The organism is Streptomyces sp. OZ13, assembly GCF_052068155.1.
GTDB lineage: Bacteria > Actinomycetota > Actinomycetes > Streptomycetales > Streptomycetaceae > Streptomyces.
Genome location: NZ_JBQHCZ010000002.1, coordinates 71,710 through 87,927 on the forward strand (window position 1 = coordinate 71,710; position 16,218 = coordinate 87,927).

At 73.7% G+C, this 16,218-nt stretch carries 2 protein-coding genes; both read left to right on the forward strand.

All coding sequences use genetic code 11. The features are described 5' to 3' along the window. The first annotated feature begins 48 nt into the window (after positions 1-48). The gene (locus ACTMTU_RS04015) at positions 49-15,798 is read left to right on the forward strand and encodes an amino acid adenylation domain-containing protein (RefSeq protein ID WP_441262578.1); all 15,750 of its coding nucleotides are present in this window, start codon (positions 49-51) and stop codon (positions 15,796-15,798) included. Then, positions 15,795-16,004: an MbtH family protein gene (locus ACTMTU_RS04020; protein ID WP_441262042.1), complete on the forward strand. Its 210-nt coding sequence runs from the start codon at positions 15,795-15,797 to the stop codon at positions 16,002-16,004. Before ACTMTU_RS04015 ends, ACTMTU_RS04020 begins: the two co-directional genes overlap by 4 nt. The last annotated feature ends 214 nt before the right edge of the window (positions 16,005-16,218 follow it).

The following is a 16,218-nucleotide window of genomic DNA, read 5'->3' on the forward strand; positions in this document are numbered from 1 at the left end:
CACGCAACGACTCGCCATCGCACCATGAGGGAAAGGGCCATGCGCACGATGTCTGACGCCGAGTGGGACCCGACTTCCGCCGCCGGAGCACCCGTCACCGGTGGGCAGTCCGGGATCTGGCTCGCCCAGCAGCTCGACCCCGACAGCTCGGCCTACAACGTCTCCTTCGCCCTGGACCTGCGCGGAGACGTCGACGTCGACCGCCTGGGCGCCGCCGTGCGGCAGGCGCTCGAGGAGGCCGAGTGCCTGCATGTGCGCATTGGTCCGGCGGAGGGCGGACCGCGGCAGACGCTCGCGCGCCGTCCCTTCGACGTTCCCGTCGTCGACCTGCGGGGCGAAGCCGACCCCGAAGCCGCCGCTGCCGCCTGGGCGGAGGCCGACCGTGACCGCCCGGCCGATCTGGTGAACGGGCCGCTGTTCGGCCACGCGCTGCTGCGGCTCGCCGACGACCGTGTGGTGTGGCACCAGCGTTACCACCACATCGCCGTCGACGGCGTGAGCATCGTGCTCGTCTCCCGCCGGGCCGGCGAGATCTACACCGCCCGGGACACCGGCGTCCCGGCCGGTGGCACCGGCAGGGAACTGGCCCGGCTGCTTGAAGGCGAACGGGACTACCGCGGGTCGGAGCAGTACCGCGCCGACCGCGCCTACTGGCTGGAGCGGCTGGCCGGCCGGCCCGAGCCCGTGCGCCTCGTGGAGCGCGCGCCGGCGCCGATGACACGGCGGGTCCGCCGCACCGTCGAACTGCCGGCGGCCACGGCCGACAGGCTGCGTGCCGCCGCGGCGGCCGCGGGGGTCCGCCTGTCACGCCTGCTGGTGGCAGCCGTGGCCGCCTACCTGCACCGGGCCGGCGGCGAACAGGACCTCGTCCTCGGCCTGCCGGCCACCACCCGGCAGGGGGCCGCCTCCGACCAGGTCCCCGGCATGGTGTCGAACGTCCTCCCGCTGCGCGTCGCCGTCCACGGAGGCATGACGGCGGCCGAGCTCGCCGGCACCGTCGGGCGCCGGATCGCGGAGACGGTCGAGCACGGGCGCTACCGTGCGGAGGACCTGGCCCGGGACCTGGGCCTGGTCGAAGGAGTGGCGGAACTCGTCGGCCCCACGGTCAACATCCTGCCGGACGTGCGGGGACTGCGCTTCGGGGACCTGGACGCCGACCTCCGCCCCGAGTGGCTCGGCCCGGTCAGCGACCTGGCCGTCACCGTCAGCCTGCCGGGGCACGGCACGGGCCTGCGTGTCCACCTCGACGCCGACGCGGCCGTGTGCGACGAGCAGACCCTGAGCGACCACGAGCGGCGCTTCCGCATGGTCCTCGACGCCATGGCCGAGGACATGGACCGCCCCGTCGGCCGCATCGAGCTGACCTCCGGGGCAGAACGGGCCCGGCTGCTCGGCGAGTTCGCCGTCGCGCCGCGCGAGGCCCCCGAACTGACGTGGCCCGCCGCCTTCGAGCAGCAGGTCCGCCGCTCCCCGGACGCCGTCGCGCTCGTCTGCGAGGACAGGCAGCTGACCTACGCTGAACTCGACGCCGCCGCCAACCGGCTGGCCCGACTGCTCGTCGCACGCGGCGTGGGCCCTGAGGACATCGTCGCCGTGGCCGTCCCGCGCTCACCCGAACTGGTCGTCTCCCTGCTCGCGGTGATGAAGGCCGGGGCGGCGTACCTGCCGTTGGACGCCGACCACCCGCAGGACCGGATCGCCTACATGCTGTCCGACGCCGGCGCGCGGACACTCGTCACCACGCGGGCGTCGACCGGTGACCTGCCGGCCGTGCCGGCCGTCGCCCGGGTACTGCTCGACGACCCGTCCGTGGTCGCCGCGTGCGCCGCCCTGGACGATTCCGCCCTGAGCCTGCCGATCGCGCTGGACCGGGCCGCGTACGTCATCTACACGTCGGGATCGACCGGCCGCCCCAAGGGCGTGGTCGTCCCGCACGACGGCGTGGGCAGCCTGATCGCCACCGCGACGGACAGGATCGGCGTCGGCCCGGACAGCCGCGTCGTGCAGTTCGCGTCCGTCGGCTTCGACGTGACGGTCTGGGACCTGATCATGTCGCTGTGCGTCGGCGGGCGGATCATCGTCGTCCCCACCGAACGCAGGGTCGCCGGCCCCGCCCTGACGGACTACATCCGCGAGCACCGCGCCACCCACATGATCCTCCCGCCGTCGCTCGTCTCCGCGCTGCCGCAGGACTGCGAACTGCCCGAAGGGGCGGTGCTCGTGGTCGGCACGGAGGCGGTGCCCGGTGAGCTGATCGCCCGCTGGTCCGGCCGCCTGCGCGTCGTCGTCGCCTACGGCCTGACCGAGGCCACCGTCAACTCCACGCTGTGGACCGCGGAACCGGGCCTCCCCGGGCCCGCACCCATCGGCCGCCCCGACCCCAACACCCGTGCCTACGTGCTCGATGCGGCACTACGGCCCGTCCCCGTGGGCGTCGAGGGCGAGCTGTACGTCGGCGGGCGAGGCCTGGCCCGCGGCTACCTCGGCAGGGCGGCGCTGACCGCGGAGCGGTTCGTCGCCGACCCGTACGGCGTGCCCGGCGAGCGCATGTACCGCACCGGCGACCGCGTCCGGTGGCGGGCCGACGGCAACCTCGACTTCCTCGGCCGCGCGGACGGCCAGCTCAAGATCCGCGGCCACCGCATCGAACCGGGGGAGATCGAGAGCGCGTTCATGGCCTGCCCCGGGATCGCCCAGGCAGCGGTCCTCGTACGGGACGACCACCGGGGAGTGAAACGCCTCGTCGCCTATCTGGCCGGCGACGGCGGTGCGGACACCGAGGCGCACGTGGGGGCGGCGCGGGCGCAGGTGTCCCAGGTGCTGCCGGAGTACATGGTGCCCTCGGCCGTCGTCCTCCTCGACGGCCCGCTGCCCCTGACGCCCAACGGGAAGCTCGACACCCGCGCGCTGCCGGAGCCGCGGTGGACCGCGTTGACCGGCGACGCCGCGCCCACCACACCGGCGGAGACGGCCCTCGCCGCGCTGTTCGCCGAGCTCCTGCGCCTGCCGTCGGTCGGCGTCCACGACAGCTTCTTCGAACTCGGCGGCGACAGCATCGTCGCCATCCAGCTCGTCGGCCGGGCCCGCGCGGCGGGATTCGCGATCAGCCCCAGGGACGTGTTCCGCCACCGCACGGTGGCGGCGCTCGCACGCGCCGCGGCGCTCACCGCGGACGACAACGGGAGTCGGGGCGTGACGAGCGCGGTGCCCGCGCCGTTCTCGCTGGTGCGGCTGACGGAGGAGGAGCGGGCCGAGTTCGCTGCCGCCGTCCCGGACCTGGTCGACGTCGTACCCGCCACGCCGCTCCAGGAAGGCTTCTTCTTCCACGCCGCCGTGGACGAGAGCGGGGCGGACGGCTACTCCGTCCAGGACACCCTCGAACTCGCCGGTGACGTCGACGCGGACACCCTGCGGGCGGCCGCGCAGCGGCTGCTCGACCGTCATCCGCTGCTGCGCGCGGCCTTCCGCCAGTGCCGGGACGGACGGATCGTGCAGCTGATCGGCGAACACGTCGCCCTGCCGTGGCGCTTCGCCGACCTGTCGGAACTCGACGCGGAGCGGCGGCCCACGGCCGTCGACGACATCACGGCGGCGGAGCGGGCAGAGCGATTCGACCTCGGCGCCCCACCGCTGCTGCGGGCGGCGCTGGTCCGCCTCGGCGAGCGGCGCTCACTGCTGGTCCTGACGATGCATCACATCATCGTGGACGGCTGGTCGCTCCCGCTCCTCACACGGGAACTGCTGGACGGCTACCGTCCCGGCGCCGACACGGCACCGGCCTGCGAGCCGAGCGGAACCTACCGCGCGTACGCCGGGTGGCTCGCCGGACGCGACCGTGAACAGGCCCGCAGCGCCTGGCGCGAGGCGATGGCGGGACTCGACGCACCCGCCCGGCTGCCCGTCCGCGCGGATGAAAGCGCCGGAACGGGCCGGACCGGCAGCATCACCCTCGAGCTGTCCCCGCAGGACACGGCGGCACTCACCGCCCGCGCCCGGCAGCTCGGTCTGACCCTCGGCAGTGTCGTACAGGCCGGGTTCGGCCTGGTGCTCGGCGATGCCGTCGGCGCCCACGACCTCGTCCTCGGCACGACCGTCTCGGGCAGGCAGGCTCCTGTCGAGGGGATCGAGTCCCTGGTCGGCCTGCTGATCAACACCGTGCCGGCCCGCCTCCGATGGCGCCCCGAGCAGCCGCTCGCGCAGGTACTCACGCGATTCCAGGACGAACAGGCGGAACTGCTGGACCATCAGCACCTCGGACTCGCCGAGATCCAGCGGGCCGTCGGCCTGGGCGAACTCTTCGACGCGCTCGTCGTCGTGGAGAACCTGCCGGACGCCGGCGAGCCGGCCGACCCGTCGGGGCTGGTCCGCCTCGTCGGCTCGCACATACGCGACTCGGTGCACTACCCGCTGGCGCTCACCGTGCATCCCGGCGAGCGGCTCCGACTGCGCCTCGAACACGACCCCGCCCGGCTCGACGCCACGGCCGCAGGACGGTTCGCCGCCCGTCTGCGGGCGCTGCTCGACCAGGTCGTCACCGACCCCGGACTGCCGGCCGGCCGGCTTCCCGCGCAGACGGCCGACGAGCGCCGCGAGACGCTCGACCTCCTCGCCGGGGAGGACCGCGCGACACCCGCGGGCACGCTGCACGGGGCGTTCGCCGAACAGGTTCGCCGTACCCCGGACGCCATCGCCCTGGTCCACGACGGCGGGCGGACGACATACGCGGAACTGGACGCTCAGGCCCGTGAGTTGGCGGGCCGGCTCGTCGCGCGCGGGATGGGGTCCGAGACAGTCGTTGCCGTGGCCGTGCCCCGCTCGGCGGGGGCGCTGGTCGCCCTCCTCGGCGTCCTCCGGACGGGTGCCGCCTACCTGCCGGTCGACGTGGACCACCCGGCCGACCGAATCCGGTACATGCTCGCCGACTCGGGGGCCCGAGCGGTCGTCGTCACCGAGGAGTCATGGGCACGGCTGCCCGAGCAGGACGGCATCGCCCCCGTCTTCCTCGGCCGCGGTGCGGCCGGCCACGACGGCGAGCACGCCCTCCCGGCCGATGTCCATCCCGACAGTGCCGCCTACCTGATGTACACCTCGGGGTCCACGGGCCGACCCAAGGGCGTGGTGGTGACCCACGGAGCCGTCGTCGCCCAACTGTCCTGGACGGCCGAGCGGTTCGGGTTCGGGCCGGGGGAGCGCGTACTCCACCAGTACTCGACCGGCTTCGACCCTTCGGTACAGGAGATCTTCGCCCCACTGCTGACCGGCGGGACGGTCGTGATCGCCAGGGCCGACGGACATCGCGACCCGGCGTATCTCACGGAGCTCGTCCGCCGCGAGCAGGTCACCAACCTCGACCTCGTGCCGTCGCTGTACGCGGCGCTGCTGGCGGAGGACGCCCCGCACGGTCCGTGGTGGACCGGCCTGCGCAGGGCGTTCAGCGGCGGTGAGGCGCTGCCGGCTCCGCTCGCCAGGCGCTGGCTGGAGCGCACCGGTGTGCCCCTCTTCAACGTCTACGGGCCGACCGAGGCCGTCATCCAGGTCACCAGCTGGGAGGCGGGCGCCGAGCCGGACGGAGAGGCCACCGTGCCCGTCGGACGGCCGGTGTGGAACACCAGGCTCTACGTCCTCGACCGGTATCTGCGCCCCGTTGCCGAGGGCGAGCCCGGGGAGCTCTACATCGCGGGGGCGCAACTGGCCCGCGGCTACCACGGACGCGCCGCGCTGACCGCGGAGCGTTTCGTCGCGGACCCGTTCCGCGACCCCGCCGGGACCCTGTCCGACGGCGGGCAGGGCGGACGGATGTACCGCACGGGAGACATGGTCCAGTTCCGTGGAGACGGCGTGCTCACCTATCTGGGGCGCACCGACCACCAGGTCAAGATCAGGGGAAACCGGGTGGAACTCGGCGAGATCGAAGCACGGTTGCGTGAGGTGCCGGCGGTCGGCGACGTGGTCGTCGTCGCCAGGGACGACGACCGGGGGGTGAAGCAGCTGGTGGCCTACGTGACCCGCGCGGCCGGGGCGACCCTCGACATCGAGGCCGTACGCGGCTCGCTCGGCGCTTCCCTCCCGGCGCCCATGGTGCCGAGTCGTTTCGTGGAACTCGACGCACTGCCACTGACCCCGGGCGGAAAGGTCGACCACGCGGCCCTGCCGGCCCCAGGGATCCGGCGGCACAAGGGACCGACGGTCCGGGAGGGACGCGAACGGCAGCTCTGTGCGATCTTCGCCGACGTGCTCGGCCTCGACGAGGTCCACGCGGACGAGGACTTCTTCATGCTCGGCGGGGACAGCATCCTGTCCATGTCGGTGTCCGGCCGTGCCCGCAGGGCCGGACTGGCGGTCAGCCCCAAGGACGTCTTCGAGCACCGCACGCCGGCCGCGCTGGCTGCCCGGCTCGCCGGCGCCTCCGAGGAGGCGGCCCCCGACACGAGCACCGCCGCCTCCCCGACCACCGCCGCCTCCCCGGTGAGCGTCGCCGACGGCGTCGGCGACGTCCCGCTGCTGCCGATCGTCCACCAGCTCCGCGAGGACGGCGGGCCGATCGGCCGCTTCAACCTCTCGATGCTGCTCCAGGCACCCGCCGACGCCGACACGGGCACCCTGACAGCGGTTCTGCAGGCCGTCCTCGACCACCACGACGCACTGCGGCTCACGCTCTCCCGCATGGACCTCGGCCCGGCGATCCCCGCGCTGTGGTCGGCGCGGACGCTCGACGCGGGCGCGATCGACGCAGCCGCGCTGCTGAGAAGTGTCGACGTACGGGACCTGGACGACGCCGGACTCCGCGCGGTGATCGCCGCCGAATCCGACAGCGCGGCGTCCCGTCTCGACCCCGACGCCGGGGTCATGCTCCGGGCCGTCTGGTTCGACACGGGCGGCGCCCGGCCGGGCCGGCTGCTGCTCGTCGTCCACCACCTGGCCGTCGACGGCGTGTCGTGGCGGGTGCTCATGGACGACCTCGCCGCCGCGTGGGAGGCCGTCTCGCACGGGGCGCGGCCCGTTCTGGAACCGGTCCCCACCTCGCTGCGCCGTTTCGCCCGGGACATCGCCGAGCAGGCCACCTCTCCCCGACGGCAGGCCGAACTCCCCTACTGGGCCGAGGTCCTGGCACCCGGCGCCGAACTGGTCCCCGGCGCCGGCCGCACCGGTACCGCCGGGACCACGCGCGAGCACGTCGAGTCCCTGTCCACCGAGGAGACGCGTGCGCTGCTCACGGCGGTGCCCGCCGCTGCCGGGGCGGACGTCACCGAGGTGCTGCTCGCCGCCCTGCGCATCGCCGTGTCCCGCCGGCGCGGTGACGGGGACGGCGACCTGCTGGTGGATCTCGAACGGCACGGACGCGACGTTTCCGATCTGGACCTGTCGCGCACCGTCGGCTGGTTCACCGCCCTGCACCCCGTACGCCTGGCCGCCGCCGGCGACGCACTGGGCACCCTGGAGCAGGTCATGGAGTCCGTGCGGTCGGCACCGGACTCCGGCGCGGGATACGGCATGCTGCGCCACCTCAACCCGCAGCTCGCGCCCGCCTTCGCCCGACTGTCCCAGGCACAGGTGCTGTTCAACTACTTCGGCCGGATGCCCGCGGAGCAGACCCGCGACTGGGCACCCGCCGTCGAGAGCGACGCACTGTCCGTGGAACCGGACCCGGGCCTCGCCATGCCCTACCCGCTCCAGGTCAACGCCGTCTGCGCGGACACGCCCCACGGCCCCGAGCTGCGCGCCACCTGGACCTGGCCCGAGGGCGACGCGCTCACCGAGGAGGACGTGCGGGCACTGGGCGCCGCGTGGGCGGAGGCGCTGCGCGAACTCATCGCCGGCACCTCGGAGAACACCGGCCCCTCCCTCGTGACCGCCGACGCGCCGCTGGTCCGTCTGACCCGGCAGGAGACCGAACGGATCGAGAGCGTCAGCCCGTTCCCCGTCGCCGACATCTGGCCGCTGTCACCGCTTCAGGAAGGCATCCACTTCCACGCCAGCTACGACTCCTCCGCGGTGGACGTCTACACCGCGCAGGACACCTTCGACTTCGACCACCGCCTCGACATCGACCGGCTGCGCGCGGCGTGCGCGACGCTGCTGCGCAGGCATCCGAGCCTGTGCGCGGGCATCACCAGCGACGGGCTGCCCGGGCCGGTGCAGTTCGTCTGCCCCGCGGCCGAGCTGCCGGTGCCGGTCACGGAAGTGGACCTCACCCATCTGGACGAGCGCGAGCGGCAGAAGAGGCTCACCGAGATCGCCGACGCCGGCCGGCTGCGGCGGTTCGACCTCGCGGCGCCACCGCTGTTCCGGCTCGAACTGATCCGGCTGACCGGCACCACCGACCGCCTGATGCTCAGCCACCACCTGGTGGCCTGGGACGGCTGGTCGCAGTCGCTCTTCCTCGACGAACTCCTCTCCCTCTACGAGACGGGCGGCGACGACGCCGCCCTGCCGGCGCCCGGCAGCTACCGCGACCACCTGGCCCGGCTCGCCGAGCGGGACGTCGACGCGGCCCGCGACACCTGGCGCCGCGCCCTGGCCGGACTCGAGGAACCGACCCTCGTCGCGCGGGACCGCGGAGACCGGCCGGTGATCCCACGACGGCGCACCCTCGATCTGCCGCCCGGGCTCGGCGACCGTCTGCGGACGGCCGCCCGTGAACACGGGCTGACGATCAACGCGGTGCTGTCCACCGCATGGGCGCTCGTGCTGTCCGCGACCGTTGGCCGCCACGACGTGGTCTTCGGCACCACCGTCGCCGGACGGCCCGCGGACGTGCCCGGTGCGGAGTCGACGATCGGCATGTTCCTCAACACCGTGCCCGTGCGGGTCAGGCTCGAGCCCGACGAGCCGGTGGCCGGCCTGCTGCGCCGTGTGCAGTCGGAGCGTGCGGCGGTGATGGACCACGAGTACCTGGGGCTGGCCGAACTCCAGCGGGAAGGCGGCCGGGGCGTCCTCTTCGACACCCTGTACGTGCTGCAGAACTTCGCCGACGAGAACGCGTTCCGGAAGCTCAGGGAACGGCACGGCATCACCGCCGTGGAAAGCGTGGACGCCACGCACTACCCCATGACCCTCGTCGTCGACCCGGCCCGGACCGTTCGCGTGAAGCTGGAGTACCGCCCCGACCTGGTCGACGACGAGCAGGCCGCGACCGCGCTGGAACGCTTCGGCACCCTGGTGGAGCGGCTCGTCGGCGACATGTCGGGGCGCGTCGGCACCCTCGACCTGCTCCTGCCCGCCGAGCGGGCCGCCCTGCTCGCCGAGTGGGAGGCCGGCTTCGGGCCGGTGCCGGACGAGACCGTCGCCGACATGCTCGCGGCGCAGGTCGCCCGCACCCCCGACGCGGTGGCGCTGGTCTTCGGCGAGCGCGCCCTCACCTACCTGGAGCTGGACGCGCAGATCAACCGGGTCGCCCGGCTGCTGATCGCCCGTGGCGCGGGGCCGGAGAAGGTCGTCGCGCTCGCGCTGCCCCGTTCGATCGAGATGGTCGTGGCCCTGTTCGCGGTGCTCCGCACCGGCGCCGCCTATCTGCCGCTCGACCTCGATCACCCGGCCGACCGGCTGCGCCTCATGGTCGAGGACACCGGGCCGCTGTGCCTGCTGTCCACGACGGCGGTCGCGCCCACCCTGCGGGGGCCCTCCGGCCCGGTCGCCTTGGAGCTCCTGCTGGACGACCCGGGCGTCGCCGCCGAGCTGGCGGACCTCCCGGAGGGCTCGGTCACCGACGCCGAGCGGCCCGCGTTCGCGCACGGTGTGCCCGGCCGGCTGGAGCACCCCGCGTACGTCATCTACACCTCCGGTTCGACGGGCCGGCCCAAGGGCGTCGTCACACCGTACCGAGGGCTGACGAACATGCAGCTCAACCACCAGAAGGAGATCTTCGACCCGGCGATCGCCTCCGCCGGCGGACGCCGCCTGCGCATCGCGCACACCGTCTCCTTCGCCTTCGACATGTCCTGGGAGGAACTGCTCTGGCTCGTCGAGGGGCACGAGGTTCATGTCTGCGACGAGGACCTGCGCCGCGACGCGGAAGCCCTGGTGGCCTACTGCGACCGGCACCGGATCGACGTGGTGAACGTGACTCCCACGTACGCTCAACTGCTGATCGAGGAGGGCCTTCTCGACCGGGACGAGACCGCTCGGGACACGACGGACGAGGCCGCCGGCGGCCCCCCGGCCGCGACGTCCCGCGAACACGGCGGCAGGCACCGGCCCGCACTCGTCCTGCTCGGCGGAGAGGCCGTGTCCGACACCGTGTGGACCCGGCTGCGCCGCACCGAGGACACCTACGGCTACAACCTCTACGGGCCCACCGAGTACACGATCAACACACTCGGCGGATCCACCGCCGACAGCCCGACCCCGACGGTCGGCGTCCCCATCCGTAACACCCGGGCCCACGTGCTCGACGCGATGCTGCGCCCCGTGCCGCCCGGCTGCCCGGGGGAGCTGTACATCGCGGGCACCGGCCTCGCCCGGGGCTACCACGACCGGCCCGGCCTGACGGCGGAGCGGTTCGTCGCCGATCCGTTCGGCGACCCGGGGGAGAGGATGTACCGCACCGGCGACCTTGTCAGGCAACGGCCTGACGGGCTCCTGGACTTCCTCGGCCGTACCGACGACCAGGTCAAGATCCGTGGCCACCGGATCGAACTCGGCGAGATCTCCGCGGCCCTGGCCGCCCACCCGCACGTCGCCCACGCCGCCGTCGTCGCCGTGGCCGACAGCGCGGGCGCGAAGCGCCTGGCCGGTTACGTCGTGCCCGAGGACGACGCCGAGGACGGGACGGCGTTGGTGCGGAGCCTGCGCGACCACCTGCGCGCGGCCCTGCCCGACTACATGGTCCCGTCGGCGCTGGTGGCGGTGGACACGCTGCCGCTGACCGTCAACGGAAAACTCGACGTCAAGGCCCTGCCCGCCCCCGACGTCACCCCACAGGGCTCCGTCCGCCCGCCCCGGTCGCCGCAGGAGCGGACACTCTGCGCGCTCTTCGCCGAAGTGCTCGGCCTCGCCGAGGACAGCGTCGGGACCGACAGCAACTTCTTCGACCTGGGCGGTCATTCGCTGCTGGCCACCAGGCTGATCAGCCGTGCGCGCACCGCGCTCTCCGCCGAGCTGGCGATCCGCGACCTCTTCGAGGCGCCGACCGTCGCCGAGCTCGTCGAGCGGGCCGCCCGCCCGGCCGCCACCGACCGCCCGGCCCTCACGGCCGGCGCGCGGCCCGCGGAACTGCCGCTGTCCCACGCCCAGCAGCGGCTGTGGGTCGTCCAGCAGATCGAGTGCACCTCCGCCGCATACAACTTCCCGCTGGTGATGCGGATGCGCGGCACGCTCGACGTGCCCGCGTGGCGGGCCGCGCTGGCCGACGTGGCCGCACGCCACGAAGCGCTGCGGACCGTCTTCTCCGAGCGTGACGGCCAGGTCTTCCAGCGGGTGCTGCCCGTCGAGCGGGCGCAACCGGTGGTGGAGTGCCTCCGCGCCGACGAGGCGGAGGTTGCCGGCATCGTCGACGCCGCCGTCAACCGCCCGTTCGACCTCGCCTCCGAACTGCCGTTGCGCGCGACGGTCGTGGAAGTGGCCCCGGAGGACCACGTCGTCGTCCTGCTGCTGCACCACATCACCACCGACGAGTGGTCCGACCGGCCCTTCCTGCGCGACCTGGCAACCGCCTACGCCGCCCGCGCACGCGGCACCGCGCCCGAGCGGGAGCCGCTGCCGGTGCAGTACGCCGACTACGCGCTGTGGCAGCAGCGCCTGCTCGGCGACCCGGCCGACGCCCGGAGCCTGACCGCACGGCAACTGGAGTTCTGGCGTACGGCGCTGGAGGGCGCCCCGGAGGAGATCGAGCTGCCGGCCGACCGTCCCCGGCCCGCCCGGCCCGCCTTCACCGGCGCGGAACTGGACATCGCGTTCGACGCGGAGGTCCACCGGCGGCTGAAGCGGCTGGCCAGGGAGAGCGGCACCAGCATGTTCATGGTGGTGCACGCGGCCGTCGCCGCCCTGCTGCACCGCATGGGCGCCGGTACGGACATCCCCCTCGGCTCGCCCATCGCGGGGCGCGGCGACGAAGGACTCGACGACCTGGTCGGCTTCTTCGTCAACACACTGGTACTGCGGACGGACGTGAGCGGCGACCCGAGCTTCACGGAACTGCTGGCCAGGGTCCGCGCCACCGACCTGGCCGCGTTCTCCCACGCCGACGTGCCGTTCGAGGCCGTCGTCGAGCGGCTGAACCCGGCCCGCTCTCCCGCCCGCAACCCCCTGTTCCAGGTGATGGTCGGCTACCACAACCGGACCGCCGACGAGCTCCGGCTGCCCGGACTGCGGGTGGCGGACGTGCCGTTCCGGATCAGGTCAGCCAAGTTCGACCTGGTCTTCAGTTTCACCGAGCAGACCGCGGCCGACGGCGCGGACGGCACCCTCGGCTGCCGACTGGAGTACGCCACCGAGCTGTTCGACCCGGACAGCGCCGAGCAGCTCGCCGAGTGTCTGCGGCGGCTGGTCGCGGCGGTGGCCGACGCACCGGAACAGCCGCTCTCCCGGGCGGAGATCCTCACCGCCGGCGAACGGGAGACGGTCCTGGACCGCTTCAACGCCACCGGCCGCGCGGTCGAAGAGGCGTCGCTGCCCGCCCTGTTCGCCCGGCAGGCCGCCGAACGGCCCGACGCGGTGGCCGTCGTGGAACGCTCCGAATCCCTCAGCTACGCGCAGCTGGACGCCCGCTCCGACCGGATCGCACACCTGCTGGCCGCGCGGGGAGTGGGCACCGAGAGCGTGGTCGGCGTCGCCGTGCCCCGCTCGGCCGACATGGTCGCCACCGTGCTCGCCGCCCTCAAACTGGGCGCCGCCTTCCTGCCGCTGGACCTGATCCACCCCGCCGACCGGCTCGCCTACATGATCGAGGACTCCGGTGCCGCCGTCGTCGTCGGCACCGAGCCGGTGGCCGGGAAGATCCCCGAAGTGACGGGTGTCCCCGTCGTGCTCCTCGACGCGCCGGACGTCACGGCCGAACTCGGCCGGCTTCCGCACTCCGCCGTGAACCACCTGCCCTCGGGTCTCGACCAGGCCGCCTACGTGATCTACACCTCCGGTTCGACGGGCCGGCCCAAGGGCGTGGTCGTCCCGCACGAGGGCATCTCCAGTTTGGTCGCGACCGCGGTCGACCGGATGGGGCTGCAACGGGACAGCAGTGTCCTCCAGTTCGCCTCGATCGGCTTCGACGTCTTCGTCTTCGAACTGTCGATGGCGCTGTGCCACGGCGGCCGGCTCGTGCTCGTCCCCGACGAGGCGCGGGTGGCCGGGCCGGCGCTCACCGACTTCCTTGCGGAGCAGCGGATCACCCACATGATCCTGCCGCCGTCCCTGGTGTCGGCGCTGCCCGCCGGATGCGAACTGCCCGAAGGGTCCACGGTCCTCGTCGGGACGGAGACCGTGCCACCGGACCTCTTCGAGCGCTTCGGCGCCACCGCCGACCTGATCGCCGCCTACGGACTGACGGAGGCCACGGTGAACTCCACCCTGTGGTCCGCCCGGCAGGCCGGGGGTCCCTCCGGCAGAAGCCCACAGGGAGGACGGCCCACCGGACGCGTACCGATCGGCAGGCCCGACCCGAACACGCTCTGCTACGTCCTGGACGCCCGTCTGTGCCCCGTCCCGCCGGGCGTGGCCGGAGAACTGTACGTGGCCGGGAGGGGCCTGGCCCGCGGCTACCTCGGCAAGGCCCCGCTGACGGCCGAGAGGTTCGTCGCTGACCCGTTCGGCCCGCCCGGCAGCAGGATGTACCGCACCGGGGACCGGGCCCGCTGGCGCAGGGACGGCAATCTCGACTTCCTCGGCCGGGTCGACACACAGGTGAAGATCCGCGGCTTCCGGATCGAACTGGGCGAGATCGAGGCCGCGCTCGCCGGCCATCCGGCGGTCGCCCAGGCGGCCGTGGTGGCCGACCGCAAGGGCGACATCGTGCGTCTGGTCGGCTACGTCGTCCCGGAGAACGGCCCCGGCACCGGACCCGGACGCCCCGACACCGGACCCGGGACCGAGAGCCGCCTCGAGGCCGGCACGGGAGCTTTCGACCCGCAGGCGCTGCGCGCCCACGTCGCCGCCCTGCTGCCCGAGTACATGGTGCCCGCCCTCGTCGTACCGCTGGACGGTCCGCTGCCGCTGACCCCCAACGGCAAGCTGGACCGCAAGGCGCTGCCCGTACCCGACTGGTCGGGGATGACCGGTGACGCCCGGCCGGTCACCCCGGCGCAGGTCCGGCTGGCGGAACTGTTCTGCGAGATCCTGAAGCTGGAGGACGTGGGCGTCCACGACAGCTTCTTCGCACTGGGCGGCCATTCGATGGCCTCCATGCGGCTCGTGGGCCGGATCCGCACCGAGTTCGGGGTCGAGCTGAGCATCCGGGACGTGTTCGACGCACTGACCGTCGCCGGCCTCGCGGACAAGGTCGAGAGCGCGTCGGCCGCCCGCCCGCCGCTGCGACCGCTGGGGCCCCGCGCGGACGGCGCCCCCGCACCCGTCGCTCCCGTACAGCGCCCGCAGTGGTCGGCGTACCGGCGGCATGCGGCGTTCGACCACGCACTCGTGCTGCGCTCGCCCGGCGGGCTGGACCGCGAGGCGCTGTCCGCGGCGCTGGCGGACGTGGTGGCACGGCACGAACCGCTGCGCACCGTCTTCACCGAGCGGGACGGCGCCGTTCTCCAGGAGGCCGGCCCGCCGCCGCGGCTGGAGGCCGAGCAGTGCGCCGATCTCGACGCCCGGCTCACCCGGCTCGCCGCGGGAGCACCGGACCTGACGCGGGAGCCGCCGCTGCGGGCCAGGCTGCTCACGGGCGCGGACGGGACACAGGCGCTGCTGCTGACCATGCACTACCTGGCCGCGGACGAATGGTCGGTCGTCCCGCTGTTCCGCGACCTCACCACCGCGTACGCGGCCAGGACCTCGGGCGCGGAGCCCGGATGGCAGCCCCTCCCGGTGACGTACGGCGACTACACCCACTGGGCGCACGAGACGCTCGGCGACCTCACCGACCCGGACAGCCCTGGCGGGCGGCAACTCGCCTACTGGCGGCAGACGCTGAAGGACGCCCCCCGTTCCCTGGAGCTGCCGGCCGACGGGCCGCGCACCGACGCGGCGGACCGGTCCGGCCACGCCTGCGACCACATCGCCTTCGTCCTCGACGAACACCTCCACGCCGGCGTGGACGCGCTTGCCCGGGCCACCGGCACCAGCATGTTCATGGTGCTGCACTCGGCGCTCTCGGCCCTGCTCACCGCTCACGGCGCCGGCACCGATCTGCCGATCGGCACCATGGTCGCCGGCCGCGGCGACGACCGGCTGGCCGACCTGGTCGGCTGCTTCTTCAACACCGTGGTGCTGCGCACCGACACCGCGGGGGACCCGACCTTCACCGAGCTGCTCACCCGGGTGCGGGAGACGACCCTCGGCGCGCTGGACCGGGGGGACGTGCCCTTCGACGAGGTGGCGCGGGCGACCGGTCTGCCGGCCCGGGGACCGCAGGTCATGGTGATCCACCACGAGCAGGCGGACCTGGGTGAACTGGAGGGCGGCATGGGCTCCTTCCACGCCGTGCCCACCGGCTCCGCCAGGGCAGAACTGACCCTCAGCTTCTACGAGCCGCGCGGCGACGGACCGGTGCACTGCGAGCTGATCCACGCCACCGGACTGCTGGGACGGGCCAAGGCCCGGCGGCTCGCGGACGAACTCCGCACACTGCTGCGGAACGTGGCGGCCGACCCGGAACAGCCGCTCTCGGAACTGTTCACCGTGAACCCCATGAGGAGTGACGCGCTATGACGACCAACCCGTTCGAGGACCCGCAGGGCCGCTTCCTGGTCCTGGTCAACGACGAGAACCAGCATTCGCTGTGGCCCTCGTTCGCCGAGGTGCCCGCCGGGTGGCGCACCGTGTTCGGCGAGGACACGCGGGAAGCCTGCCTCGCTTACGTGGAGGCCAACTGGACCGATCTGCGGCCGGCGAGCCTGATCGCGCGGCAGGGCTGAATCCGCTCGGGGACGGGCCGGCGGGGTGGCGGGGCCTCCGCCACCTGCCCGCCGGCCGTCGGACGTCCCGTCGGGCACGGGAGTCCGCGGCCATCCACGCGGGACGGTGATCGCGCCCCGCCGCGCGCCGGGACCGGCTGACGGTCGTCCACGACGTCCGGTCGGGGCAGGGAAGCCGGCGGCGTCGAGGCGCGAGCTTGTGACGGTTGCCGCG

What these genes read in the sequence shown, in the direction of transcription:
- ACTMTU_RS04015 (WP_441262578.1), top strand. Translation starts at nt 49, where the DNA reads ATGTCTGACGCCGAGTGGGACCCGACTTCCGCCGCCGGAGCACCCGTC.
- ACTMTU_RS04020 (WP_441262042.1), top strand. Translation starts at nt 15,795, where the DNA reads ATGACGACCAACCCGTTCGAGGACCCGCAGGGCCGCTTCCTGGTCCTG.